The organism is Streptomyces sp. NPDC058326 (assembly GCF_042879855.1).
GTDB lineage: Bacteria > Actinomycetota > Actinomycetes > Streptomycetales > Streptomycetaceae > Streptomyces.
In genome coordinates, this window is the sequence record NZ_JBHVZO010000004.1 from 258,498 (window position 1) to 284,330 (window position 25,833).

The 25,833-nt window shown below is 72.3% G+C and carries 20 protein-coding genes; 11 read left to right on the forward strand and 9 right to left on the reverse strand.

The genetic code is table 11. From position 1 onward, the window contains the following. Nucleotides 1-181: 181 nt before the first annotated feature. The 3 genes from ACFVYX_RS09815 to ACFVYX_RS09825 form a co-directional block, all read right to left on the reverse strand. Nucleotides 182-3,292 carry a protein kinase gene (locus ACFVYX_RS09815; RefSeq protein WP_389680836.1) on the reverse strand — a complete coding sequence of 1,037 codons (3,111 nt, stop codon included), beginning with the start codon at nt 3,290-3,292 and terminating at the stop codon, nt 182-184. Nucleotides 3,293-3,450: 158 nt separating this feature from the next. Further along, the gene (locus tag ACFVYX_RS09820; RefSeq protein WP_389680837.1) at nt 3,451-5,829 is read right to left on the reverse strand and encodes a protein kinase; all 2,379 of its coding nucleotides are present in this window, start codon (nt 5,827-5,829) and stop codon (nt 3,451-3,453) included. Nucleotides 5,830-6,018: 189 nt separating this feature from the next. Beyond that, complete coding sequence (locus tag ACFVYX_RS09825; protein ID WP_389680838.1) at nt 6,019-7,725, reverse strand: glycerol-3-phosphate dehydrogenase/oxidase; 1,707 nt, start codon at nt 7,723-7,725, stop codon at nt 6,019-6,021. Nucleotides 7,726-8,022: 297 nt separating this feature from the next. On the opposite strand from ACFVYX_RS09825, the gene ACFVYX_RS09830 reads away from it, so the two are divergent. Both ACFVYX_RS09830 and ACFVYX_RS09835 read left to right on the forward strand, forming a co-directional pair. Next, nucleotides 8,023-9,264: a nucleotide sugar dehydrogenase gene (locus ACFVYX_RS09830; RefSeq protein ID WP_389680839.1), complete on the forward strand. Its 1,242-nt coding sequence runs from the start codon at nt 8,023-8,025 to the stop codon at nt 9,262-9,264. 112 nt (nt 9,265-9,376) lie between these two features. Further along, nucleotides 9,377-9,871, forward strand: a complete 495-nt coding sequence (locus tag ACFVYX_RS09835; protein WP_389680840.1) for a hypothetical protein — start codon at nt 9,377-9,379, stop codon at nt 9,869-9,871. A gap of 67 nt (nt 9,872-9,938) precedes the next feature. On the opposite strand, the gene ACFVYX_RS09840 is transcribed toward ACFVYX_RS09835, so the two are convergent. From ACFVYX_RS09840 to ACFVYX_RS09855, 4 genes are all read right to left on the reverse strand, one after another. Further along, nucleotides 9,939-11,063 carry a GuaB3 family IMP dehydrogenase-related protein gene (locus ACFVYX_RS09840; protein ID WP_384108131.1) on the reverse strand — a complete coding sequence of 375 codons (1,125 nt, stop codon included), beginning with the start codon at nt 11,061-11,063 and terminating at the stop codon, nt 9,939-9,941. Between the two features lie 106 nt (nt 11,064-11,169). After that, complete coding sequence (gene guaB / locus ACFVYX_RS09845) at nt 11,170-12,672, reverse strand: IMP dehydrogenase (RefSeq protein ID WP_030211427.1); 1,503 nt, start codon at nt 12,670-12,672, stop codon at nt 11,170-11,172. A gap of 140 nt (nt 12,673-12,812) precedes the next feature. Then, on the reverse strand, nt 12,813-13,415 hold the full coding sequence (locus ACFVYX_RS09850) for a sigma-70 family RNA polymerase sigma factor (protein WP_384108127.1): 603 nt from the start codon (nt 13,413-13,415) through the stop codon (nt 12,813-12,815). Nucleotides 13,416-13,658: 243 nt separating this feature from the next. Further along, nucleotides 13,659-14,270 (reverse strand): response regulator transcription factor, encoded by a 612-nt coding sequence (locus ACFVYX_RS09855; protein WP_003948568.1) that lies wholly within the window; start codon nt 14,268-14,270, stop codon nt 13,659-13,661. 435 nt (nt 14,271-14,705) lie between these two features. Here ACFVYX_RS09855 and ACFVYX_RS09860 point away from each other — a divergent pair, with 435 nt between their 5' ends. Continuing rightward, nucleotides 14,706-15,089 (forward strand): WhiB family transcriptional regulator, encoded by a 384-nt coding sequence (locus ACFVYX_RS09860; RefSeq protein WP_389680841.1) that lies wholly within the window; start codon nt 14,706-14,708, stop codon nt 15,087-15,089. 77 nt (nt 15,090-15,166) lie between these two features. On the opposite strand, the gene ACFVYX_RS09865 is transcribed toward ACFVYX_RS09860, so the two are convergent. Next, nucleotides 15,167-16,060 carry a LysR family transcriptional regulator gene (locus ACFVYX_RS09865; RefSeq protein WP_389680842.1) on the reverse strand — a complete coding sequence of 298 codons (894 nt, stop codon included), beginning with the start codon at nt 16,058-16,060 and terminating at the stop codon, nt 15,167-15,169. Nucleotides 16,061-16,141: 81 nt separating this feature from the next. On the opposite strand from ACFVYX_RS09865, the gene ACFVYX_RS09870 reads away from it, so the two are divergent. Then, nucleotides 16,142-16,834 carry an MOSC domain-containing protein gene (locus tag ACFVYX_RS09870; RefSeq protein WP_389680843.1) on the forward strand — a complete coding sequence of 231 codons (693 nt, stop codon included), beginning with the start codon at nt 16,142-16,144 and terminating at the stop codon, nt 16,832-16,834. A 20-nt stretch (nt 16,835-16,854) separates the two neighbouring features. Continuing rightward, a complete protein-coding gene (locus tag ACFVYX_RS09875) occupies nt 16,855-17,628 on the forward strand; it encodes an SDR family NAD(P)-dependent oxidoreductase (RefSeq protein WP_389680844.1) in 774 nt (257 codons plus the stop codon). Between the two features lie 21 nt (nt 17,629-17,649). Here ACFVYX_RS09875 and ACFVYX_RS09880 read toward each other — a convergent pair whose 3' ends face one another. Then, a complete protein-coding gene (locus ACFVYX_RS09880; RefSeq protein WP_389680845.1) occupies nt 17,650-19,470 on the reverse strand; it encodes a DUF2264 domain-containing protein in 1,821 nt (606 codons plus the stop codon). Nucleotides 19,471-19,645: 175 nt separating this feature from the next. On the opposite strand from ACFVYX_RS09880, the gene ACFVYX_RS09885 reads away from it, so the two are divergent. From ACFVYX_RS09885 to ACFVYX_RS09910, 6 genes are all read left to right on the forward strand, one after another. Then, nucleotides 19,646-20,749 carry a substrate-binding domain-containing protein gene (locus tag ACFVYX_RS09885; RefSeq protein ID WP_389680846.1) on the forward strand — a complete coding sequence of 368 codons (1,104 nt, stop codon included), beginning with the start codon at nt 19,646-19,648 and terminating at the stop codon, nt 20,747-20,749. A gap of 116 nt (nt 20,750-20,865) precedes the next feature. Continuing rightward, nucleotides 20,866-22,182, forward strand: coding sequence for an ABC transporter substrate-binding protein (locus tag ACFVYX_RS09890; protein ID WP_389680847.1), 1,317 nt, complete (start codon nt 20,866-20,868; stop codon nt 22,180-22,182). A 4-nt stretch (nt 22,183-22,186) separates the two neighbouring features. Next, nucleotides 22,187-23,077, forward strand: coding sequence for a carbohydrate ABC transporter permease (locus ACFVYX_RS09895; protein WP_389680848.1), 891 nt, complete (start codon nt 22,187-22,189; stop codon nt 23,075-23,077). Beyond that, nucleotides 23,074-23,928: a carbohydrate ABC transporter permease gene (locus tag ACFVYX_RS09900; protein WP_389680849.1), complete on the forward strand. Its 855-nt coding sequence runs from the start codon at nt 23,074-23,076 to the stop codon at nt 23,926-23,928. Before ACFVYX_RS09895 ends, ACFVYX_RS09900 begins: the two co-directional genes overlap by 4 nt. A 17-nt stretch (nt 23,929-23,945) precedes the next feature. After that, nucleotides 23,946-24,965, forward strand: coding sequence for a hydroxyacid dehydrogenase (locus ACFVYX_RS09905; protein ID WP_389680850.1), 1,020 nt, complete (start codon nt 23,946-23,948; stop codon nt 24,963-24,965). Nucleotides 24,966-25,037: 72 nt separating this feature from the next. After that, complete coding sequence (locus tag ACFVYX_RS09910; RefSeq protein ID WP_389680851.1) at nt 25,038-25,739, forward strand: ester cyclase; 702 nt, start codon at nt 25,038-25,040, stop codon at nt 25,737-25,739. The last annotated feature ends 94 nt before the right edge of the window (nt 25,740-25,833 follow it).

Below are 25,833 nucleotides of genomic sequence, written 5' to 3' on the forward strand. Positions count from 1 at the left end.
GGATGCCAGGTTACGGAGGGGGGTACGGACGACGGAACCTCGGGGCGGTCATAGGAACAGCACTGTGACCGGGGGCTGATGACGCTCCGGCGCTCCGGCCGGGCCCCACGGACACCCCGGCGCTCGGGCCCGGCTCCGGACTCCGGCGCTCCGGCCGGGCTCCACGGACGCCCCGCCCGGTTCAGCGCCCCGGGCGGAACGCCTTCGTGGCCTCGCCGTAGATCTCGGAGACCTTGTCGCGCTCGCCCTCGGGACCGATGACGAGGACGACGTGGTACCTGCCGCCGTCGATCATGGCGAGATTGCGCACGAACACCTCACGGCCCGTGCTGTCCAGCCAGACGTAGTGACCCTCGGCCGTCGGCGTCCTGCCGATGTCCACCCGGCGGGCCTTCTCCACCTTCGACCAGCTCGACGACCGCCACGGCTCCAGCTCGCGCTCCTTGACGCTCTGGTATTCCAGGGGGTCGGAGCCGTGGTCACGGACGCTGTCCCGGCCGGGGACGACGATCATCGTGAAGTCCCCGCCCGTGTACCGGACTTGTCCGGCGTCGTTGATCGGGCTGCGTCGCCACCCGTTCGGCACTCCGATCCGGAAGCCCTCCGGGTCCTGGCGCAGCGCGTACCCGGCGGCGAGTGCGGGAGCCGAGGGGTCCGCGGCGGGCGGAGTGGTGCGCGGCGCGGCGGGGGGCGTGCTCGCGGACGGACGGCTCCCGGGCGGAGGCGGGGTGGTGCGCGGGCTCTCGGCGGCGGTGGGCGAGGCCGGCCCGGTGGGCTTCCCGGTGGGCGTCCCGCCCTCGCCGGGCATGAAGAGGACGGCGTACGCGACGGCTCCGCCGAGCAGGAGGAGGACGAGGATCAGGAGCGTACGGCCGAGGGCGCGCGGGGAGCCCGGGGGCCGGGAGGACGACGGGCGAGGTGTGCGGGGCGGCCGGGGGGCGCGCTGCGGGATCTCCTCGTGGAACGGCTCCTGGAACGACTCCTGGTACGGCTCACGCTGCCGGTACGGTTCGCCGAACTCCCCGCGACCGCCCACCTCTACGGGCTCCGGCCCACGCGGGTGCGCGTCCTCGCGGCGGGCCGTGGGGCGCGGCTCCTTGCCGCGCTTGTGGCGGTGGCGGCCCGCGCCCGCTCCCCCGCGCCAACGGCGCACCAGCTCGCCCCGCCGCCGCACGATCGGCAGCCGTTTCTCGTCGAAGGACAGCAGGGGTACGGTTCCGGCACCGAACTCCGGCTCCGGGGCGGAGCGCACGAGGGAACGCAGCCAGCCGCGCAGCTCCTCGAAGTCGGGCCGCTCGGTGGGGTCCTGGCGCAGCAGGGACTCGACGACCGGTCGGAGCGGACCGCACTCCTCGGCGAAGGCGGGCGGCTCGGAGCAGACCAGCTGGACGAGCTCGGCGGCGCTGTCCTCCGGGTAGGGGGCGTGCCCCTGGACGGCCCGGTAAAGGAGCGCCCCGAGCGCCCAGAGATCGGTGGCGGGGCCGATGGGCGGGGCAAGCCGCCAGTTCTCGTGGACGGGGCCGGCCTGTTCTGGTGCCCAGCGTTCGGTGACGGCGCCGACGACCGCGATACGGGTCTGCCGGGCCCGCTCGGCCGCGAGCCGGGTGGTGGGGCCGCGGTCGGCCTGCGCGGGAATGACGACCGGCGGCTCGTCCCGCGCACCGGTGGGGACCGGGAGCCGCGCGGGATCCGGGGTCGCGGCCGTGTACCCGGCGGGCAGGGCCGGGCGCCCCGAACCCGGCAGCACGGGGCCGCCACCGGCGGGGATCGGTGCGGAGCTGTCCCGTGAGGCGTGGGGGCCGTCGCTCCAGCTGCCGGCCAGCATCACGCGTGGTGGCGGACCGGCCTGCGGGCCGCCGCCGTACGGCTCGTCGCCGTCGTCCTCGTCGTCGTCCTCGTCCGCGACGCGTGCCCACCACTGGGGCTCGGGAGCGCCCGCCGCCTGCGCCGTCGGCGCCGGGGGCGGCTCGGGCGGGTCCTTCGGCGCGGGGCGCTGGACGGGCAGCGCCCCGGTCTCGCCGAGCCGGGCGGCCGCGCGGGCCCCGGCCCGGTAGGCGGCGATGGCCCCGGCCCGCGCGGCCCGCACGTCGGCGGTGGGCGGCGCGGCGGCGGGCCGCGTCTCGGCGGCGGGCGGGCCGGAACGGCCGTAGGGGTCGGCGCCATACGCCTCGGGGCCGGGCCCGTAGGGGGAGTCGGGGCCACGGGAGCCGGGGTCGTCGTCGGGCCCCGGGGCGGGGCCGTAGGCGTCGGAGCCGTACGGCTCGGAGGTGTGGGCGGCGTACCCGTCGGCGTCGTACGGCTCGGCGGTGCGGGCGGCGTACCCGTCGGCCTCGTACAGCTCGGAGGTGTGGGCGGCGTACCCGTCGGCCTCGTACGGCTCGGCGTCCCCGTCCTGGTCCCCCTCGGCCGGTTCCTCGACCGCCTCCACCCCGTACGGGGTCTGCTCGTCCGCCTCCTCGTAGACCTCCGCCTCGTGGAGCTCGGGCCCGTATGCCCCGGAGCCGTACCCGTCCGGGCCGTACGCCCCGGATGCGTACAGGTCCCGGGCGTACCCCTCCTGGACGTACCCCTCCTGGACGGCGTCCGGGTCGTACTCGTCCGACCCGTCCCTCTCCTCGCCGTACGCCTCCGTTCCGTACTCTTCCTCGCCGTACTCCTCCGCCGGCGGGCGCCACGCGGCCTCGTGCGGCTCCTGCTCCTGCTCCGGTACGGGCGCGTACCCGCAGAGGGCCTCCTCCGCGGCGCCCACCGCGAGACCCGTGAGGACCACCCGGCCGTCGTCACAGACGAGCACGGTCCTGGAGGTGATGTTCCGGTGCACCCAGCCATGGGCGTGGAGCGCGCGCAGGGCGGTGAGGACGTCGGCGCCTATCTCGGCCGCCCGGTACGGGTTCAGCGGGCGCTCGGCAAGGAGCGCGGCCAGCGGCCGGGCCGCCACGCGTTCGCTCACTATCCACAGCGAGCCGGCCTCCGCGAAGACGTCGAAGACCTGGTCGAGGAGGGGATGGTCGGGGATCTGCGCGGCGGCCTGTGCCGCCTCGATCGCGCGGCGGACGACGGGTTCGGCCGGGCGGCGGGTCGCCCGCCCCGCGCCGCCGTGAGGACCTGCCCGGCCGCCCTCGTCGTCGAGCACCTCGGCGTCGACGAACTCCGGCAGCGGCACCTGACGGACCAGGACCTCCTGGCCGCTGTACGTGTCGAAGGCGCGCGTCTCGGCCAGGGCGTCCGCGTCCGCCGGCGGCAGCGGCAGGCGGTAGCGGTCCGCCAGCACCCTTCCCGCGTAGTCGTCCACGACGCCTCCCCACGCGCGCACGCTGTCCCCCGTGACCCGCGGATCCCTCGGGATCGTGCGGGATCACGCGAGTCCGTCAGTTCCGGTTCGGCACCGTGCAGTTATCGGCACTGTTCGACTGTGTACGGTCCTCGAACTCTCACGATACGTGGCGCGGGTCAGTCCTTGGGGCTGAACGTGGCGAACGCCGTCTTCCGCAGCGTCCGGCACTCCGCGCCGTTCCACTCCTCGGCCTTGCAGCTGATCATGATGGAGTAGCCGTGCTTGGCGTCCACCTTGAAGCCGCGGTTGAGCACGTGCACGCGCATGCCCTGCTGGACGCGCTCGAACTCCCAGTCGGCGACGGTCGGGTAGCCGTTGTACGAGACGGTCCTGATGCCGAAGTGCTTGTAGCCCTTGCTGGTGGCTGCCGTGACGGTCTTGCCCAGCTCCCAGGCGGCCGCCGCGTCGTCCTTCGGGCTGGCGTTGAAGTCGACCTGGATGCGCGGGAAGCCGCCGCTCTCGCTGAAGACCCCGCCGCCGCTGTATCCCGGTATCGAGCGCATCCGGAAGTTCGAGGGCATCGCCATGGAGAAGTGGAAGCGCTCGTTCGTGACGAGGGTGTAGCCGGCGGGCAGCTTCGCGGCCGCGTCGCCGCCGGGCGAGCCGGAGGGCGTGACGTCGTTGCCGTTCGACGCGCCGGTGGAGCCCGTCGCGCCGTCGGCGCCCGTCGAACCCGTGGAGCCGTTGTCCCCGGGCTGGGCGCCGCCCTGCTGGCCGGGGCCGCCCGTCTGGCCCTTGTCCCCGCCGGACCCTTCGGAACTTCCGCCACCGTCACCGCCGGCCGAGGCACCGGCCGAGGCCGTGGTCCCGCCGCTCTCCTTGCCCTGGTTGCCCTCGCCCCCGCCTCCGCTGAGGGAGACCGCGAAGATCGTCCCGAGCAGGGCGAGCACGACGACGGCTGCGATGATCACCAGCGTGCGGCGCGGTACGACATCGGTCAGCGGCGCACGGGCCGGGGACTGCCGGCCCGGGCCCCGCGACACCGTGGAACCCGCGCCCGCGTGCACGCCGGCTCCCGAGGCCGTCCGCGGACGCGCCTTGGGCTCGGCCTTCACGGATGCCGCCGCGTTGCGTACGGACTTGAGGGCGCCCCGCACCCGGTCGGCGGCCGGGTCGGGCGTCTTGTCCCGGTCGGCGGCAGGGGTCACCGGGGTCCGCTCGGGGCGCGGCGGCAGCGGTACGACCATCGTCGCCTCGGGGGAGGGCGGGGGCGCCACCTCGGGCGCGTCGAGCACGGCCCGCAGCAGGACGCGGGCGCCGGCGTCGTCGAGCCGCTGGGCCGGGTCCTTGGCGAGGAGTCCGTAGATGACCTTCTCGAGCTCGGGACCGGCGTTCTTCGGCGGGTCGACCGGCTCGGTCATCACCGCGGTGAGGGTGGCGATGGCGGAACCCTTGTCGTACGGCGGGCTGCCTTCGACCGCCGCGTACAGAAGTCCGCCGAGCGACCACATGTCGGCGGCCGGGCCGGGCTTGTGACCACGGGCGCGCTCCGGCGAGATGTACGAGGGGGCGCCGACGAGCATGCCGGTGGAGGTGATCGAGGGGTCGCCCTCCACCTGGGCGATGCCGAAGTCGGTGAGGACGGCCCGGCCGTCCTCGGCGATCAGCACGTTGGACGGCTTCACGTCACGGTGCAGGATGCCCTCGCGGTGGGCCGACCGCAGCACGTCGAGGATCGCGAGGCCCACCTCGGCGGCGCGCCGGGGCGTGAGCGTGCCGTCCTCGCGCACGGCGTCCGCGAGGGACTTGCCCTCGATGAGCTCCATGACGATCCACGGGCGGTCGTCCTCGTCGACGACGTCGTACACGGTCACGGCGCCGTTGTTGCGGATCCGGGCGATGGCCTTCGCCTCGCGCAGGGTCCGGGTGATGAGGCGCCGCTTCTCGTCCTCGTCGATACTGGTGGGGAAGCGGAGTTCCTTGACGGCGACGGTACGGCCGAGGGTCTCGTCGACCGCGCGCCAGACGGTGCCCATGCCGCCGCGGCCGAGGACCACGCCGAGCCGGTAGCGACCCGCGAGCAGGCGCCCTTCTCCGGCCGGAGTCTTGCGCGGTCTGTCGCCGCCGGTACCGCGTGCGGCGCCCGGCGCGGGCCTGCGATCGCTCTCGCCGTCGCCGTCGCCCGCGCCGAACCCGGCCCGGCCGGTCGAGGGCTCGGTCCCGCGCAGCCGCCCGGCCCCGGCGACGTCCTCGCCACGGCTCCCCTCCGGCCCCGCCGCCCCGCTGGACGACGCGCCCGTTCCGCCCACGCCGCCCGAGCCGTCGGGACCCGCGGGCTCCCCGGTGTCCGCCGGGCCTCGCGCATCCCGTGCGTCGTCCGCGTCGACCGGCGCGCCGGCCAGGTCCGCACCCCGTTTGACCTGCGTGTCCTTGGTGTCCCGCTCCGGCTCACGCGCTGCCGGGACCACTCCTCGGTCGCCGTCGGTCGCGGCCCCCGCGGCGGCGTCCCGCCCGGGGTCCTTCGCCGTGTCCCGCGACTGCTCCGCCTCCGACATGCGTCCCCTCTGCGATCCCTGATCTTCGCCGCGTCTGCCGCTTCCCGCGCGATGCGGTAACCCGCCCTGGAAGAGAGGCCATTGTCTCTCACCTCGGGACGGGTGGCGCCCCCGGGTCCGTACTCCGGAATGACGACGCCCCCGCACGCCCCCAGGTTCCCACCGGACACACGCACCCCGGAGGTCCTGTCAGATCGGCACGATGTCCGGCGCGCCGAGCCGCGCGGCGTCCGCCGTCAGGTCGTCGGGCTGCCGCTGCGACTCGCGCTCCGCCTCGACCCGCTTCTCGTAGTGCTCGACCTCCTTCTCGATCTGGCGGTCGTCCCAGCCGAGGACCGGCGCCATGAGTTCCGCGCATGCGCGGGCGCTGAGCGTGCCCCGGTCGAAGGTCTCGATGGAGATCCTGGTCCGCCGGGTGAGGACGTCGTCGAGGTGGCGGGCGCCCTCGTGCGAGGCGGCGTAGACGATCTCGGCGCGCAGGTAGTCGTCGGCCGCCGCGAGCGGTTCGCCGAGCGAGGGGTCCTCCGCGACGAGGTCGAGGATCTCCTCCGTCAGGGAGCCGTAGCGGTTGAGGAGATGCTCGACCCGGACGACGTGGAGGCCGGTCCTCGCGGCGATCCTCGCCCGCGCGTTCCACAGGGCCCGGTACCCCTCGGCGCCGAGGAGCGGGGTGTCCTCGGTGACGCAGGGGGCGACGCGCTGGTCGAGGCCGTGCACCGCCTCGTCGACGGCGTCCTTCGCCATGACGCGGTACGTCGTGTACTTGCCGCCGGCCACCACGACGAGGCCGGGGACCGGGTGGGCGACGGTGTGTTCGCGCGAGAGCTTGCTCGTGGCGTCGGACTCGCCGGCGAGCAGGGGCCGCAGGCCCGCGTAGACGCCCTCGACGTCGTCGCGGGTGAGCGGGGTGCCGAGCACCGTGTTCACATGCTCCAGCAGGTAGTCGATGTCGGCGCTGGAAGCGGCGGGGTGGGCCTTGTCGAGGTCCCACTCGGTGTCGGTGGTGCCGACGATCCAGTGGCGCCCCCAGGGGATGACGAAGAGCACGGACTTCTCCGTGCGCAGGATGAGCCCGGTCGTGGAGTGGATGCGGTCCTTGGGGACGACGAGATGGATGCCCTTGGAGGCGCGGACGTGGAACTGGCCGCGCTCACCGATGAGGGCTTGGGTGTCGTCGGTCCACACGCCGGTGGCGTTGACGATCTGCCGGGCACGGATCTCGTACGACACGCCGGCCTCGACGTCCTGGACGCGGGCGCCGACGACCCGCTCGCCCTCGCGCAGGAAGCCGGTGACACGGGCCCGGCTCGCGGCCATGGCGCCGTAGGAGGCGGCGGTGCGCACGAGGGTGGTGACGAAGCGGGCGTCGTCCATCTGGGCGTCGTAGTACTGGAGGGCGCCGACCAGGGCGTCCTTCTTGAGGCAGGGGGCGACGCGCAGGGCACGGCGCCGGGAGAGGTGCCGGTGGACGGGGAGGCCGCGGCCGTGACCCGAGGAGAGTGACATCGCGTCGTACAGCGCGACGCCCGAGCCCGCGTAGAACCGCTCCCAGCCCTTGTGCTGGAGCGGATACAGGAAGGGGACGGGCTTCACCAGGTGGGGGGCGAGACGCTCCAGGAGCAGTCCGCGCTCCTTGAGGGCTTCCCTGACCAGGGCGAAGTCGAGCATCTCCAGGTAGCGCAGGCCGCCATGGATGAGCTTGCTGGACCGGCTGGACGTCCCTGACGCCCAGTCGCGCGCCTCGACGATGCCGGTGGAGAGCCCTCTCGTGACGGCGTCGAGGGCGGTTCCGGCGCCGACCACTCCGGCGCCGACGACCAGCACGTCCAGTTCGCGCTCCGCCATGGCCGCGAGCGCTTCGGCGCGCTCGGCGGGTCCCAGTGTCGCTGTCCTCACGCTGCCGCCTTCCGTCGTCCCCCGTCTGTCCGCACGCGTCGTACGCACACGAGCCCCGCGTACACGTGCCGCGAACCGGGCCCGTGTGGTCCGGCTCACATCTCGATTCTGGCCCGCCCCCGCTACTTCAGCCACCGCCTCGCCACCGACCTGTGGATAACACTCGGCGACCTGCGGCCACACAATCCCGCATATCGGTCATATTTACGCCTAGTCTGACATTGCGCTCGACCCGTTCTGTCCACCGGGCTTGCGCCTCGCGTCCCCTCCGGCTACTGGGAAGGACGGCCCACCCCCATGCCCGCTGATCTCGCCGTCATCGGCCTCGGCCACCACGGACTCCCCCTCGCCCAGGCCGCCACCGCCGCAGGCATCGACACCATCGGCTACGACACCGACCCCCGCCCCGTCGCCGAACTCGCCGCCGGCCGCTCCCCCGTCGACGGCTCGCTCACCGTCCCCGAGATCCGCCGGATGCTCGCGGGGGGCTTCCGTCCCACCGCCGACCCGGCCGAACTCGGCCGGGTCCGCACCGCCGTCCTCTGCGCCCCCACCCCCCTCGGCCCCGACCGCGCCCTCGACCTCGGCGCCGTCACCGACACCGCGCGCGTGCTCGCCGCCCGGCTGCGCCCCCACACCACCGTGCTCCTCGAATCCCCCGTCCCCCCGGGCACCACCGAGGGCCTGCTCCGGGACCTCCTCGAAACGGGCTCGGGCCTGCGGGCCGGACGCGACTTCCACCTCGCGTACTCGCCCGGCCGCCTCGACCCCGGCAGCCGTACCCACGGCTTCGCCGGCACCCCCAAGGTCATCGGCGGCCTCACCCCGGCCTGCACGGAAGCGGCGGCCGCCTTCTACGGCCGGCTCAGCGACAAGGTGGTACGCGCGCGTGGCCCCCGCGAGGCGGAGACGGTCAAGCTCCTGGAGACCAACTTCCGGCACGTCAACATCGCCCTCGTCAACGAGATGGCGGTCCTCTGCCACGAACTCGGCGTCGACCTGTGGGACGTCATCCGCTGCGCCGAGACCAAGCCCTTCGGCTTCCAGGCCTTCCGCCCGGGCCCCGGCGTGGGCGGGCACGGCACCCCCGTCGACACCGTCGGCGCCCACCGCCCGCTCCGCCTCGTCGAACTCGCCGGCCAGGTCAACGAACGCATGCCGCGGTACGTCGTCCAGCGCGCCGCCACCCTCCTCAACGAGCACGGCAAGTCGGCCCGTGGCGCCCGGATCCTCCTCCTGGGCATCACGTACAAGCCGGACCTGCCCGACCGTCAGGGCTCCCCCGCCGACGAGATCGCCCGCCGTCTCATGGACCTGGGCGCGGCCGTCAGCTACCACGACCCGCACGTCCCCGACTGGCGCGTCCGTGAACTCCCCGTCCCCCGCGCGGACTCCCTCTACGAGGCCGCCGCCCACGCCGACCTGACGGTCCTGCTCCAGCACCACCGCACCTACGACCTGCAGGGTCTCGCCGTCAAGGCCCAACTCCTCCTCGACACCCGCGGCGCCACCCCGACGGGCACCGCCCACCGGCTCTGACCCGCACGGCCACCGGCCGAATCCTCTGTCGCGGTGTCACTCCCTGCTGCTAGCCTCCGGGCTTCTCGCACACACGTCCGTGCGACTCGCGCCCCTGGGGGAGATCCACAGCATGAGCCAGCCCGTTCCGCCGCCGTCCGGCAACCCGTTCGCCGACGGCGCCGCGCCGCAGCCCTATCCGATGGCGCCGCCGCCCGCCCCCGCCCGTGACAACGTGGCGCTCGGACTGGTCGCCGCCCTGGTCGCGGCGCTCGTCGCGGGCGGCGTGTACGGGGCCGTCATGGGCGGCATCGAGCGCGAGATCGGCTGGGCCGCCATCGGCGTCGGCTTCCTCGTCGGTCTCGCCGCGGGCAAGGTCGGCGGCCGCAACCCCGTCCTGCCGATCGCCAGTGCGGCGCTGTCCCTCGGAGCCGTCTACCTCGGCCAGCTCGTGGGCATCGCGGTCATGGTCGCCAAGCAGCTGAACGTCTCCGCCACGGACGTCTTCCTCGAGGAGTTCGGTCTCCTGACGGAGGCGTGGAGCGAGGGCAAGGACGCGATGACGTTCCTGTTCTTCGCCCTCGCCGCCTTCGCCGCGTTCTCCGGCGCCAAGAAGGCCGCCGCGTAACCCTCCGGCACACGCGCAGGGGCCCCGCACCATCCGGTGCGGGGCCCCTGCGCGTACAGAACGGTCGTCAGCGCTTGTGCTGGGCGTCCGCGACCGTGACCTCGACGCGCTGGAACTCCTTGAGCTCGCTGTAGCCGGTCGTGGCCATCGCGCGGCGCAGGGCGCCGAAGAAGTTCATCGAGCCGTCCGGGGAGTGCGACGGGCCCGCGAGGATCTCCTCGGTGGTGCCGACGATGCCCAGGTCGACCAGCTTGCCGCGCGGCACGTCCTCGTGGACGGCCTCCATGCCCCAGTGGTGGCCCTTGCCGGGCGCGTCCGTGGCGCGGGCCAGCGGGGAGCCGATCATGACCGAGTCGGCGCCGCAGGCGATGGCCTTCGGCAGGTCGCCGGACCAGCCGACACCGCCGTCGGCGATGACGTGCACGTACCGGCCGCCGGACTCGTCCATGTAGTCACGGCGGGCCGCGGCCACGTCGGCGACCGCGGTCGCCATCGGGACCTGGATGCCCAGCACGTTACGGGTGGTGTGCGCGGCACCGCCGCCGAAGCCGACGAGGACACCGGCCGCGCCGGTGCGCATCAGGTGCAGGGCCGCCGTGTACGTGGCGCAGCCGCCGACGATGACCGGAACGTCGAGCTCGTAGATGAACTGCTTCAGGTTCAGCGGCTCGGAGGCGCCCGAGACGTGCTCGGCGGAGACCGTCGTACCGCGGATGACGAAGATGTCCACGCCGGCGTCGACGACGGCCTTGGAGAACTGCGCCGTGCGCTGCGGGGAGAGCGCGGCGGCGGTGACGACACCGGAGTCGCGCACCTCCTTGATGCGCTGCCCGATCAGCTCTTCCTTGATCGGGGCCGCGTAGATCTCCTGCAGGCGGCGGGTCGCGGTCGCCTCGTCCATCTCGGCGATCTCGTCGAGCAGCGGCTGCGGGTCCTCGTACCGGGTCCAGAGACCCTCCAGGTTGAGGACGCCCAGGCCGCCCAGCTCGCCGATGCGGATGGCGGTCTGCGGTGACACGACCGAGTCCATCGGCGCGGCCAGGAACGGCAGCTCGAACCGGTAGGCGTCGATCTGCCAGGCGATCGAGACCTCCTTCGGGTCCCGGGTGCGCCGGCTCGGGACGACGGCGATGTCGTCGAACGCGTACGCCCTGCGGCCGCGCTTGCCGCGCCCGATCTCGATCTCAGTCACGATGTGTGGCCTTTCCCTCTACGTCTGCGCCTACCAGTATCCCCGACACAAGCGCGGGGGGCGGCTCCGGCCACATGCCGGAACCGCCCCCACGCGTCGCGCTGTGTTACTTCCTGCTGTAGTTCGGTGCCTCGACCGTCATCTGGATGTCGTGCGGGTGGCTCTCCTTGAGGCCCGCCGAGGTGATCCGGACGAACCGGCCCTTGGACTCCATCTCCTCGATGGTGGCCGCGCCCACATAGCCCATGGTCTGGCGCAGGCCGCCGACGAGCTGGTGCAGGACGTTGGCCAGCGGGCCGCGGTAGGGCACCTGGCCCTCGATGCCCTCGGGGACGAGCTTGTCGTCCGAGGCGACCTCGGCCTGGAAGTAGCGGTCCTTGGAGTAGGACCGGCCCTGGCCGCGGGACTGCATGGCGCCGAGCGAGCCCATGCCGCGGTACGACTTGAACTGCTTGCCGTTGATGAACTGCAGCTCGCCCGGGGACTCCTCGCAGCCGGCGAGGAGGCTGCCCAGCATCACCGTGTCGGCGCCGGCGGCGAGCGCCTTGCCGATGTCGCCGGAGTACTGCAGGCCGCCGTCGCCGATGACCGGGACGCCGGCCGCGCGGGCGGCGAGCGCCGCCTCGTAGATGGCGGTGACCTGCGGGACGCCGATGCCGGCGACCACGCGGGTGGTGCAGATGGAGCCGGGGCCCACGCCGACCTTGACGCCGTCGACGCCGGCGTCGATCAGGGCCTGCGCGCCGTCACGCGTCGCGACGTTGCCGCCGATGACGTCGACGCCGACGCTGGACTTGATCTTCGCCATCCAGTTCAGGGCGTTGCTGTTGTGACCGTGCGACGTGTCGACGATCAGGAAGTCGACGCCCGCGGCGGCGAGGCCCTGGGCGCGCTCCAGCGCCTCGGGGCTGGCGCCGACGGCCGCGCCGACGAGCAGCCGGCCCTCGGCGTCCTTGGCCGCGTGCGGGTACTTCTCCGCCTTGACGAAGTCCTTGACCGTGATGAGGCCCTTGAGGATGCCGGAGTCGTCGACCAGCGGCAGCTTCTCGATCTTGTGGCGGCGGAGCAGCTCCATGGCGTCCACGCCGGAGATGCCGACCTTGCCGGTGACCAGCGGCATCGGGGTCATGACCTCGCGCACCTGGCGGCTGCGGTCCGACTCGAAGGCCATGTCGCGGTTGGTGACGATGCCGAGCAGCTTGCCGGCCTGGTCGGTGACCGGGACGCCGCTGATGCGGAACTTGGCGCACAGCGCGTCGGCCTCCGCCAGCGTGGCGTCCGGGTGCACGGTGATCGGGTCGGTCACCATGCCGGACTCGGAGCGCTTCACGAGGTCGACCTGGTTGACCTGGTCCTCGATCGACAGGTTGCGGTGCAGCACGCCCACGCCGCCCTGTCGCGCCATGGCGATAGCCATGCGGGACTCGGTGACCTTGTCCATCGCCGCGGACAGCAGCGGAATGTTCACGCGCACGTTGCGGGAGATGCGGGACGAGGTGTCGACCGCGTTCGGGAGGACCTCGGACGCGCCCGGCAGCAGCAGCACGTCGTCGTAGGTCAGCCCGAGTGTCGCGAATTTCTCGGGCACTCCGTCGACGTTGGCAGTCATGACACCTTCCCAAATGGCCTTGATCGGTGCGGGATGTCCATGCTAACGGGCCGAAGCGGTGTCTCATTCCACGATCAAGATCAGCGGAGAGCTTTGGACGTTCCCACGTGTACGAAAGGGACGACAAGCCCCGGTGACTCTTACTGCTCGGCCAGCGCCCTGAGCCGGCTGAGCGCGCGGTGCTGCGCGACCCGGACGGCGCCGGGGGACATGCCGAGCATCTGCCCGGTCTCCTCGGCGGTCAGTCCGACGGCGACGCGGAGCACGAGCAGTTCGCGCTGGTTCTCGGGGAGGTTGGCGAGCAGCTTCTTCGCCCACTCGGCGTCGTCGCTGAGCAGCGCGCGCTCCTCGGGACCGAGGGAGTCGTCGGGCCGCTCGGGCATCTCGTCGGAGGGCACGGCCGTGGACCCCGGGTGCCGCATGGCGGCCCGCTGGAGGTCGGCGACCTTGTGTCCGGCGATGGCGAAGACGAAGGCCTCGAAGGGCCTGCCCGTGTCCTTGTAGCGCGGCAGCGCCATCAGGACGGCGACGCAGACCTCCTGGGCCAGGTCCTCGACGAAGTGCCGGGCGTCGCCCGGAAGCCGGTTGAGGCGGGTGCGGCAGTAGCGGAGGGCGAGCGGGTGCACCCGTGCGAGCAGGTCGTGCGTGGCCTGCGCGTCTCCCTCGACCGCGAGGTGGACGAGCGCGCCGATCTCCCCGTGCCCGGCAGGCATGGGTGAACCCACGGTCTCGTCGTCGCGCATCGCTCCATGGTGCCCCGACGCTTCCGCGTTCGTGGCACCGCGTCCGTAGTTGTGCACCGAAGCGTTATGAGCAGGTGCGCCGGAACTCATCTCCCGCGCCCTCCCCTCCCGCTCGATCGACTCGTCCCCGAGGAACTCCACATCTCAAGGATGCGGCATACGGCGGGGAAGTGACACAAGCCCACCCCGTCCACCCCGCGAAGGACGCGGACGAGGACGGGGATGCGGCGGGTGACCTGCGGTTCAGCGGACCAGGCCCCAGCGGAATCCGAGTGCGACGGCGTGCGCCCGGTCCGAGGCGCCCAGCTTCTTGAAGAGCCGCCGGGCGTGGGTCTTGACGGTGTCCTCGGAGAGGAAGAGCTCGCGCCCGATCTCCGCGTTGGACCGGCCGTGGCTCATGCCTTCGAGGACCTGGATCTCGCGCGCGGTGAGGGTGGGCGCGGCGCCCATCTCGGCCGAACGGAGCCGGCGCGGGGCGAGCCGCCAGGTCGGGTCGGCCAGCGCCTGGGTGACGGTGGCCCGCAGTTCGGCGCGCGAGGCGTCCTTGTGCAGATAGCCGCGGGCGCCGGCGGCGACCGCGAGGGCGACGCCGTCGAGGTCCTCGGCGACCGTGAGCATGATGATGCGGGCGCCGGGGTCCGCGGAGAGCAGCCGGCGGACGGTCTCCACGCCGCCCAGACCGGGCATGCGTACGTCCATCAGAATGAGGTCCGAGCGGTCCGCGCCCCAGCGGCGGAGGACTTCCTCGCCGTTGGCCGCGGTGGTCACGCGCTCCACACCGGGCACGGTCGCGACCGCGCGGCGGAGCGCCTCTCGGGCAAGCGGGGAGTCGTCGCAGACGAGGACGGATGTCATGCGTGACCTCCGCGGCTCTCGCAGCTGTAGCGCGTCACCTTGAGCCTCCAGGGCTGTACGTAATCGTCACCTGTGCGATTGACGCTCTCGGACACCTGCCCGATCGCTTCTTCCTTCAACCGCCTCCGCACGCTCAACGACGGTCACTCGAAAGAGTTACGGGTCGGAGGGCAGCGTTCGGCACTCTACGTGAGGGGCCGTGCGCGGAGGAGAGCGACGCGAGCCTTCTGTCCGCCATCGAAAGGTACTGCCCCATTTAGCGGGTTTTCTTCCCTTTTCGCGGTGTCTGTGGCTAGATTCGCAATGAGTCATATTTACATCTACTTAGACAGTAGGTGTACCGACCCGGACCCGGCGGGGCCCCGAGGAGCCCCGGCCATCAGCCATCCACCCGCCCACCTATCCGTTCGACACGGTTTCAAGGGGACAAGCGCAATGGCAGATTTCTCCCGCCTTCCCGGACCCAACGCCGATCTGTGGGACTGGCAACTGCTCGCGGCCTGCCGCGGGGTCGACAGCTCCCTGTTCTTCCACCCCGAGGGAGAGCGCGGCGCGGCACGGAGTGCGCGTGAGAACTCGGCGAAAGAGGTCTGCATGCGGTGCCCGGTGCGCGCGGAGTGCGCGGCACACGCACTCGCCGTACGGGAGCCCTACGGCGTATGGGGCGGCCTCACCGAGGACGAACGCGAAGAGCTCATGGGACGCGCGCGCAATCGCCTGATCGCGGCGGCGCCGACGGCGTCGTCGGGCGCGTCCGCGACCTCCGTGACATCCATGACGACATCGGCGGCCGGCCGGCCTGCTGTGGAGCACATGTGAAGGAACGTTTTTTCAAGTAAGCGTGCCGTCGGAGCGAGCAGTCGGCAGGACCGCGCCCACGCGCGTGTGGCGCGTCCCTACGCGCGCGTGGCGGCGCGGCTCAGTTCGTCCAGCGTGGCGGCGACGGCCGGGACCTGGGCGAGGTCGGGCAGCGTCAGGGCCACGATCTCCCGCTCCACCGCGGGCTCCACTGCCACGGTCCGCGCCCCCCTGGGCCGTACGGACTCGATGGCGAGCTCCGGCAGGACGGCCACGCCGAGACCCGCGCCCACCAGGCCCACGACGGCCGGATAGTCGTCGGTCGCGAAGTCGATGCGCGGGGTGAACCCCGCCTCCTCGCAGACGTCCACGAGCTGACGGCGGCAGCGCGGGCAGCCCGCGATCCACGACTCCTCCGCGAGCTCCGCGATGCCCACCGCCCCGGCCCCCGCGAGCCGGTGCCCCTCGGGGACCAGGCCCACCAGGCGGTCGGCGAGGATCGGCCGTACCACCAGGTCGTCCCATTCGGCCCGCCCGGCCCCGTACCGGAAGGCGAGGGCCACGTCGCAGTCGCCGTCGCGGAGCATCTCGATCGAGCGCGGCGGTTCGGCCTCGACCAGCGAGACGCGGGTGCCGGGGTGCGCGGCCCGGAGGGCGGCGAGCGCGGTGGGGACGAGGGTGGAGCTGCCGCTGGGGAAGGAGACCAGGCGGACCCGGCCCGCCCGGAGACCGGCGATGGCGGCGACCTCCTCCTCGGCGGCGGTGAGGCCGGCGAGGATGCCGGAGGCGTGGCGGACGAGGACCTCACCGGCCTGGGTGAGCCGCATCTCGCGGCCGGTCCTGATCAGCAGCGGGGTGCCCGCGGAGGCTTCGAGGGCCTTCATCTGCTGACTGACGGCGGGCTGGGTGCAGCCGAGTTCACGCGCTGCGGCGGAGAAGGAGCCGGTTGCGGCGACGGCGCGCAGGACGCGGAGATGGCGTGCCTCGATCATGCGTTCCATCATAAGCGGAACTTGGGTGAAGCCGCATGTATTCGCCCGTGCCTTTGAGATCTCTGCCCGTAAAGTGCCCGCATGACCTTGCTGAGTGTGAATGTGGGCCGCGCCAAGGCCGTGGACTACACCGAAGCCGCCTCCGGCCTCACCGCCATCGACAAGCGCCCTGTCGAAGGACTCGTACGGATCGAGGCGCCCGGGGCGCCCGGCGTCGGCAGGAGCGGGCTCGCCGGGGACACGGTCTGCGACCTGCGCTTCCACGGCGGGAACGACCGGGCCGCCTACGCCTTCGCCCGCGAGGACATGGACCTGTGGGAGCGGGAGCTCGGCCGCGAGCTCGCCAACGGCTCGTTCGGCGAGAACCTCACCACCCAAGGCCTCGACGTGAACGGAGCCCTGATCGGCGAGCGCTGGCGGATCGGCGAGAACGGCAGGGAAGTGGTCCTCGAAGTCACCGGCGGCCGCATCCCCTGCCGTACGTTCGCGGGCTTCGTGGAGGAGAAGGGCTGGGTCCGGCGGTTCACGCAGTCCGAGGCGGGCCCCGGCGCGCTGCTGCGGGTGATCGTGCCGGGCGAGATCCGGGCCGGCGACCCGATCACGGTCGTCCACCGGCCCGATCACGACATCACCGTCGCCCTGCTCCACCGCGCCGCGACCACCGAACGCGCGCTGCTGCCCCGCACCTTGGCCGCCGCCGCATGGATGGAGTCCGGACTCCTCGCGCTCGCACGCCAGTACGCGGACAAGTACGCCCGGGCGGAGGCGCCGTAGGGGGGCACTACCGTGCCCGTATGACGACTGCACTGATTACGGGCGCCACCGCGGGCATCGGCGCCGCCTTCGCACGGAGACTCGCGGCGGACGGTCACGACGTCGTGCTCGTGGCACGGGACGTGAAGCGGCTCCGCGAGCAGGCGACCGAGCTGCACGACCGGCACGGCGTCGAGGCGGAGGTGCTCGCGGCGGACCTCTCCGAGGAGAAGGGCATCGCCGCCGTCGAGGCCCGGCTCTCGGATCCCAAGCAGCCGGTGGACCTGCTCGTGAACAACGCGGGCTTCGGCAACAAGGGACGCTTCCTCGAAGTGTCCATGGCCGACGAGTTGACGATGCTCAAGGTGCACTGCGAGGCGGTGTTGCGGCTGACCTCGGCCGCCACCGCCTCGATGAGGGCGCGGGGGCGGGGCGGGGTGGTGAACGTCGCCTCGGTGGCCGCCTTCGTACCCCGTGGCACGTACGGGGCGTCGAAGGCCTGGGTCGTGCAGTTCACCCAGGGCGCGGCCCGTGACCTGGCGGGCAGTGGGGTTCGTCTGATGGCGCTCTGCCCCGGCTTCGTACGGACCGAGTTCCACGAGCGGGCCGGGATGGGGACGGACAACATCCCCGGCTGGATGTGGCTCGACGCGGACAAGCTGGTGACGGCGGCGCTCTCGGACCTGGAGCGGGGGAAGACGCTGTCGATCCCCGATCCCCGTTACAAGGCCCTGATGGGTGTGGTGAAGCTGGCGCCGCGCAGCCTGCTGGGCGGGGTCTCCTCGAAGGCGGGACGCAAGTACGGGCCGAAGTAGTCGCCCGTATCGCCCGTGCGGTCAAGGACCCGCCGTGTCGAGGGCGGCGAGGTCCAGTCGGGTGACGCTGCCGTCCGGCCAGGTCACGGTCGTACGGAAGCCTTCGATCCGGACGTCCGCGAGCTGGGTGACCGGAATCGGGTCCGGTTCGGCGGTGAGCGAGGCGAGGGCGACGAAGAGGGTCGCCGGGCCGCTCGTGGTCCCGTGGAGGGCGAGGGTACGGCTGCCGGGACCCTGAAGGGTTTCCCCGGTGGGCAGTTCGGTCGTCCCGGGCCGGTAGCCGTGGAGCGCGTGGAGTTCGGCGCGCGGCCCGTCGGGGGTGGTGGCCCAGCCCGTCTGCCGTACGGGGATCCCCTCCGGGGCGCCGAGCACGAGGTGGGCGCGGACCTCGGCGCGGCCGTGGGCGAGCGTCGCGGAGACCACCCGGGCGCCGGGCAGCGGACGGTGGACGGAGGCGGCCCAGTCGGGGCCGGTGCCGAGCGGGGTGGCGGGTCCCCGGGCGGTGGCCCGGCCGCCGTCCGTGAGCAGGGCGAAGTGGTTGTCGGCGGGCGCGGTTCCCGTACTGGGCCCCGTGCGGGTCGCGTAGGCGTGACGGGCGTAGCCGGGGTCGTCCTCGTCCGAATCGGCGCTGTGCACATGGTTGCTGCCGTGGTTGTGGAGGCGTACGAGTCCGTCGGCCGCGGTGGTCTGGACGAGCAGCCCGGACGGCCCGAAGGGGCGGACGGTGTCGGCGCGTTCGGCGGGCAGGGGTTCCTCGGGGGCGGTCCAGGCGGGATGGTCGGCGGGCAGGAGCAGGCCGAGGAAGCCCTTGGACGCCCAGTAGGGGGAGCCGGGGCCCGAGTACTCCTGGACGAGCGGCGGGTACGGGCCGTGCCAGCCGAGGGTGAGGAGCCCGTCCGGGTCGGTGGCGCCGCGGTCGAGGAAGTACCGCAGGGTTCCGGAGGCGAGGCGGCGCGTGGCCCCGGCGGTGAGCGCGGTGTGCCCGGTGAGCATGCCGAGCCAGGGTGCGGCGGCCGCGGCGAAGCGGTAGATCAGGGACCTCCCGTACGGGAGGGGGGAGCCGTTCGCGTCGAAGAGGTGGACGTAGTCGTCGAGGTGGGCGCGGAGGCGCGGTCCGTACCGGTCGAGGAGCGTCCGGTCGCCGGCGAGGTGGGCGTGGAGCACGGGGTAGAAGTGCAGGGCCCAGGCGTTGTAGTGGTCGAAGGCGCGGTTGTCGCCGTCGCTGTACCAGCCGTCGCCGAGATACCAGTCCTCGACACGGGCGAGGGAGCGGTCGATCGTGGCGGCGGCCCGGTCGGTGTCGGCGCCGGCGTCCTGGAGGAAACCGGCGACGGTGAGGCCGAAGAGCCACCAGTTGTTGTCGACGGGGGACGGGCCGAGTGCGGGGCGGAGCCAGTCGACGACCTGCTCGCGGGTGCCGTCGTCGAGCCGGTCCCAGAGCCAGGGGCGGGTGAGCCGGAGGCCGAGGGCGATCGAGGCGGCTTCGACGATCGCCTGGCGGGTTTCTGTGGGGTGGGGCCAGGAGTCGGGGCCGTCGGGGTCGTCGACGGCCGTGCCGGCGGCGAGCCCCGCCGCGTACCGGTCGAGGTGACCGTGCGGGTCGGCTCCCCCGGCGCCCGCGACGCGGAGCGCGGCGAGGAGGAAGGTGCGGGCCCAGCCCTCCAGACCGTCGGAGCGGGCTCCGGACCAGCTGGGGCGGGGACCGGGCAGCTCGACGAGCCCGTGGCGCGGCGAGGCGAAGGGGCGGACGGCCAGGAGGAGCCGGTCGGCCGTGGCCTCCCAGTGGGCACGGGTCCAGCCGGTGTACGGGCTGAGCTCACGGTTCTCGGGCGGCGTGGGCATGATGCTCCCTGTGGCTCCCTGCGGTGACGTCCGCGTCGCCGGGAATCCTGGACAGGCTCCGATCGAACGTCAAGGGAATCGGAGCGAATGATCGAAATTTCTACCGTTCGATCATTCGGGGCCGTGGGTGAACTAAGGTCGGGGAACCACCACCACCGCGAGGGGGAACTGCGCCGTGCGCGAGAGTGCTGCCGAACGACACGACCGACTGCTGGCCCTGGTCCGCGAGCGCGGCACCGCCCGCGTCGCCGACCTGGCCGAACGGCTCGGGGTCTCCCCCGTCACCGCCCGCCGTGATGTCGAAGTCCTTTCGGGCCGGGGCCTGCTGGACCGGGTGCACGGCCAGGTGTCCTGGCCCGAGCGGCGGAGCGGCCCGGCCGGCGCGCGCCCCGGCGAGGGTCTGGTCATCGGCCTGCTCGCCCCTTCGGCCACGTACTACTTCGCCGAGGTCATCCGGGGTGCGCACGAGGCGGCAGCCCGCGCCGGCGCCCGGCTGGTGCTCCGCGTCTCGGACTACCGGCCCGAGGAGGACCGGGCCCGCACCGAGGGGCTGCTCGCGGCGGGCGCCGAGGGCGTGCTCGTCGCACCGGGCTGGCGCGGCCCCGAGGACCGGCTCGCGTACGGGGACTGGCTGGCCGAACTTCCCGTGCCCGCCGTGCTCCTGGAGCGCCGGGCGGAGCCGGGCAGCCCGCTGGACGGCCTGGACCGGGTCGCGTCCGACCACGGCCACGGCGTCCTGCTCGCCCTGCGCCATCTGCTCGCCCTCGGCCACGCGACTCCGCTGCTCGTGGCGCGCCGGGACTCCCCGACCGCGCTCGCGGTGCGCGCCGGCTATGCCGAGGCCCTGGAGACGCTCGGTCTCGGGGAGCCGCGCCCTGTCATCGACTCGGTGCCTGCGGAGGCGGACCCGGACGGCTTCGAGCGGGCGGTCCGCGCCCTGCACGAGGCGGTCGGCTCGGGCCTGGCGAGCGCGGCCCTCGTCCACAACGACGTGGACGCGATCGAGATCGTGCAGCGCCTCGCCGAGCTGGGCGTACGGGTGCCGCAGGACCTGGCCCTGATCGCGTACGACGACGAGGTCGCCGCGCTCGCCGACACCCCGCTGACGGCGGTCGCCCCGCCCAAGCGGCAGGTGGGGCGGCACGCGACCGAACTCCTTGTGGAACGGCTCGCCGAGCGGGGCGCGGGCTCCGACGAGGACGCGGCCCGGCGCCATCTGGGGCTGCTGCCGAGACTGCGGGTGCGAGCCTCGTGCGGGGCGCACCCCGTCTCTCCCTGAACGACCTCCATCTGATCTTTTTTCGATCAATCAATCTTTCGCTCTTGACTTCGGTCATGAACGGTCACAGGATCACGGCCACAACCTCCCAGCCGCCCGCCTTCAGGAGCCGTGCCGTGACCCGTAGTTGGAGCAGAACGTCCCGTGTCATAGCCGGCACCGCCACCGCCCTCGCCATTCTCACGGCCTGCGGCGGCGGCGGTGACGACACCGCGAACAAGCCGAACGAGCCCGTGACCATCACCTTCTGGGGCTGGGCCAAGGGCTCCAAGGACGTCGTCGACGCCTTCAACGCCTCCCACACCGACATCCAGGTGAAGTTCGAGGAGATCCCCTCCGGCACCGCCGGCGGCTACGCCAAGATCTCCAACGCCGTGAAGGCCGGCAACGCCCCCGACCTCGTCTCCATCGAGTACTCCTCGCTGCCCGAATTCGTCAGCTCCGGCGCCCTCCAGGACATCGGCGGCGAGTTCACCGAGGCCGACCGCGCCAAACTGCTCCCGCAGACCGTCGAACTCACCACCCTCGGCGGCAAGTCCTGGGCCGTCCCCTTCGACGCGGCCCCGCAGGCCTTCTTCTACCGCAAGGACCTCTTCGCGAAGTACAAGGTCGAGGTCCCCGCCACCTGGGACGCGTTCAGGAAGGCCGCCGAGCAGGTCAAGAAGGCCGACGCCAAGGCCCGTATCGCCACCTTCTTCCCGGACGACCCGACCACCTTCGAGGCCATGGCCTGGCAGGCCGGCGCCCAGTGGTTCAAGGCCGAGAACGAGACCTGGAAGATCAACACCACCGACGCGGCCACCACCAGGGTCACCACCTACTGGCAGGGCCTCCTCGACGCCGGACTCGTCCACAAGAACGCCTCCTTCAGCCCCGAGTGGACCGGCTCCCTCAAGAACGGCACCACCATCGGCTACCTCGGCGCCTCCTGGGGCGCCGGCGTCCTCAAGGGAACCCTGCCCGAACAGGACGGCAAGTGGGCCGTCGCCCCCATGCCCAGCTGGGACGGCAAGCCCGCCAGCGGCATGCTCGGCGGCACCTCCTTCGCCGTGACCAAGGACAGCAGGCAGAAGGCCGCCGCCGTCACCTTCGCGGAGTGGATGTCGACCACCGAGGACGGCGTCAAGGCCCGGATCGCCTCCGGCACCTCCTCCGCCTTCCCGGCCGCCACCGCACTGCGCCCCGTCGCCAAGAAGGCCTTCGACGCGAGCTACTACGGCGGCCAGGACATCTACGCCCTCTTCGAGGCCTCCGGCGCCTCCATCAGCCCCGACTGGGCCTGGGGCCCCACCACCGGAACCACCAACACCACCATCAAGGACCACTTCGGCAAGATCACCCAGGGCGGCCCCGGCATCGCCGACGCCGTCAAGGCCGGTCACGACGCCACCGTCGCCGAGCTCACCAAGCGCGGCCTGAAGGTCGAGGGCTGACCGCATGAAGGCCCGCACCCGCGCCGCCACGGTCCTGCTGACCCCCTTCTTCCTGCTGTTCACCGCGGTGATGGTGGTGCCGATCGGATACGCGGTCTGGCTCAGCCTCTTCACCGAGAAACAGTCCGGACTGGGCTTCGGCGGCACCGAGACCGTCTTCACCGGCCTCGACAACTACACCGCGGCGCTGGGTGACCGGGCCTTCCGCGAGGGCTTCGGCGTCCTGCTCGGATACTGCCTGCTCTACATCCCGCTGCTGCTCGCCGGAGCCCTCGGCCTCGCCCTCCTGCTCGACTCGGCACTCGCCCGCGCCCGCCGCTTCTTCCAGCTCGCGCTCTTCCTGCCACACGCCGTGCCCGGCATCATCGCCGCCCTGATCTGGGTCTACCTCTACACGCCCCAGCTCAGCCCGGTCGTCGAGGCCATGGAGGCCGGAGGCATCGGCTTCGACTTCTTCTCCCCCGAAGGCGCCCTGCCCTCCGTGGTCAACATCGCCCTGTGGGAATGGCTCGGCTACAACATGGTCATCTTCTACGCGGCCCTCCAGGCCATCGACCGCTCCGTCCTCGAAGCGGCCACCGTCGACGGAGCCGGCGCCTGGCGCATCGCCTTCTCCGTCAAGGTCCCGCTCGTCAAGGCCTCCCTCGCGATGGTCGGCCTTTTCACCGTCATCGGCTCGCTCCAGCTCTTCACCGAGCCGCTGATCCTCAACAAGGGCACGGGCTCCGCCGTCACCTCCACCTGGACGCCGAACATGTACGCCTACACCGCGGCCTTCGACCGCAACGACTACGGGCTCGCCGCCGCCGCCTCCGTACTCCTCGCCCTGACGGCGGCGCTGCTCTCCTTCGCCGTGACCAGGTTCACCGGCCGCCGGAAGGCGAGGACGGCATGAGCAAGCCCCGCACCCCCTCCGTCTGGCTGTCCAAGGCGGCCGTCAACGGCGCGCTCCTCCTCGCCGTCGTCTACATGCTCTTCCCGCTCGTCTGGCTGCTCACCGCCGCCACCAAGGACGCCGGCGGCCTCCTCGCCGGAAACGCCTTCTCCTTCGAGGGCTTCGACCTGGGCGGCAACCTCACCCGGCTCGCCGAGTACAACGACGGCATCTACTTCCACTGGTACCTGAACAGCCTCCTCTACGCCGGACTCGGCGCCCTCGCCTGCTCGTTCGTCAGCGTCGCCGCCGGATACGCCTTCCACGTCTACGACTTCAGGGGAAAGGAGAAGCTCTTCGGCCTCGTCCTGCTCGGCGTACTCGTCCCCACCACCGCGCTCGCCCTGCCGATGTACCTCCTGGCCAGCGAGGTCGGCGTCGTCAACACCTACTGGGCCGTCCTGATCCCGGTCCTGGTGAACCCCTTCGGGGTCTACCTCTCCCGGGTCTTCTGCGCCGGCTACATCCCCGACGAGGCCCTGGAGGCCGCCCGTATCGACGGGGCCGGCGAACTGCGCGTCTTCTGGTCCATCGGTCTGCGCATGGTGATGCCCGGCTTCGTGACCGTCTTCCTCTTCCAGTTCACCGCCGTCTGGAACAACTTCTTCCTCCCCCTGGTGATGCTGTCGGACCAGAAGCTCTACCCGCTGAGCCTCGGCCTGTACGCGTGGAACAGCAACGCCCACGCCGAACCCGACTTCTACCCCCTCGTCGTCACGGGATCCCTGCTCGCCGTCGTCCCCCTCGTCGTCGCCTTCGTCTCCCTCCAGCGCCACTGGAAGGCCGGTCTGACGGCCGGCAGCGTCAAGTGAGGAGCTCAGGTACCACGATGCACCCGACCACTGACAACCGCCCCTCCCTCCTCCTCGCGATGGGCGAAGGCGTCGGCGAACGCCTCCTCACCGACGCCCACCGCACCCGCCTCGCCCGGCTCACCCACACCGACCCGCACCGGGTCGCCCACGACCTCACCACCCCGCACCCCCGCACCGCAGCCGCGCTCGCCGAGGCCGAGATCCTCCTCACCTGCTGGGGAGCGACCCCGCTCACCGCCGAGGTCCTCGACCGCGCGCCCCGCCTGCGGGCCGTCGTCCACGCCGCCGGCTCGGTCAAGCACCACATCACCGACGCCTGCTGGGACCGCGGCCTCCGCGTCACCTCGGCCGCCGCCGCCAACGCGCTGCCCGTCGCCGAGTACACGCTCGCCGCGATCCTCTTCGCCGGAAAACAGGTCCTCGGCTCCGCCCAGCGGTACGCCGAACTCCGTTCCGACCACGCATGGCTCACCGAGTCCGCGACCTGGGGCAACTACCGCCGCACGGTCGGCATCGTCGGCGCCTCACGCATCGGCCGCCGGGTCATCGACCTGCTGCGCCCCTTCGACATCGACATCCTGCTGTACGACCCGTACGTCGACGCTCCGCCGCCCGGCGTGGAACTCACCGGCCTCGACGAGCTGTGCGCCCGCAGCACGGTCGTCTCGGTCCACGCGCCCCAGCTCCCGTCGACCCACCGCATGATCGGCGCGGCACAACTGGCGGCGATGCCGGACGGAGCGACGCTGATCAACACCTCCCGGGGCTCCCTGATCGACGAGACGGCCCTCCTCCCGCACCTCCTCACGGGCCGCCTCCACGCCACCCTGGACGTGACGGACCCGGAACTCCCGCCCCCCGACTCCCCCCTCTACACCCTCCCGAACGTCCTGCTCACCCCGCACGTGGCCGGCTCCCTGGGCAACGAACTCCACCGGATGGCGGACCAGGCGATCGAGGAGGTGGCGCGGTACGTCCGCGGCGAACCCTTCGCGGAGGAGGTACGGGCGTCAGACCTCCAGCGTTCGGCGTAGCGCCGCTCTCCCCTGCCCCCTCCGTGCGCCCCACCTAGACTGGAAGGGTCCTTACCCGGGTCGGGAGGCGCCATGAGCTTCGTACAAATCATCGACTGCAGGACCAGTCGGGTCGACGACCTGAACCGCCTCATGGATCAGTGGGTCGAGCAGACCGAGGGCAAGCGGACCGCCACCCACAGCATCGTCGGCAAGGACCGCTCGGACGCCTCCCACGTCGTGGAGATCGTCGAGTTCCCCTCCTACGACGTGGCCATGCGGAACTCGCAGCTCCCGGAGACCGACCGGATCTTCCGGGAGATGGTCGCGCTCTGTGACGAGATGCCGACCTTCACCGACCTCGACGTGGTGCGCGACGAGGCGCTGTACAAGACGAACGCCCGTCGTCTCCTGGAGATGCTCGCCGGCGAGCCGGAGCTCGCGCTGCTCGACGAGGTGATCGCGGAGGGGTACCACGACCACGATCCGACCAACGCCGAGCAGGACGTCATCGGCATGGACGCGGTCCGGCGCGAGGTACGGATGTGGCGGCAGGGCTTCGACTTCGCCTTCGCCGTCGACGACCAGATCGCGGAGGGCGACCGGGTCTGCACCCGCTGGACCTGGACGGGCTCCCACACCGGCGACTTCATGGGACTCCAGCCCACCGGCATGGAGGTGACCATGACCGGGACGGTCATCCACCGATTCCGGGACGACGGGAAGATCGCGGAGGGCTGGTGGCAGTACGACATGCTCGGCCTGATGGGACAGCTCGGCGCGGTCGAGGCGTGAATCCCGGGGAGAAGACGCCGAGGCCCGGTGCCCCCGCGACGGGGGCACCGGGCCTCTGTGGTCAGCGATCAGTACTCACTGACCGGTGCTCGGT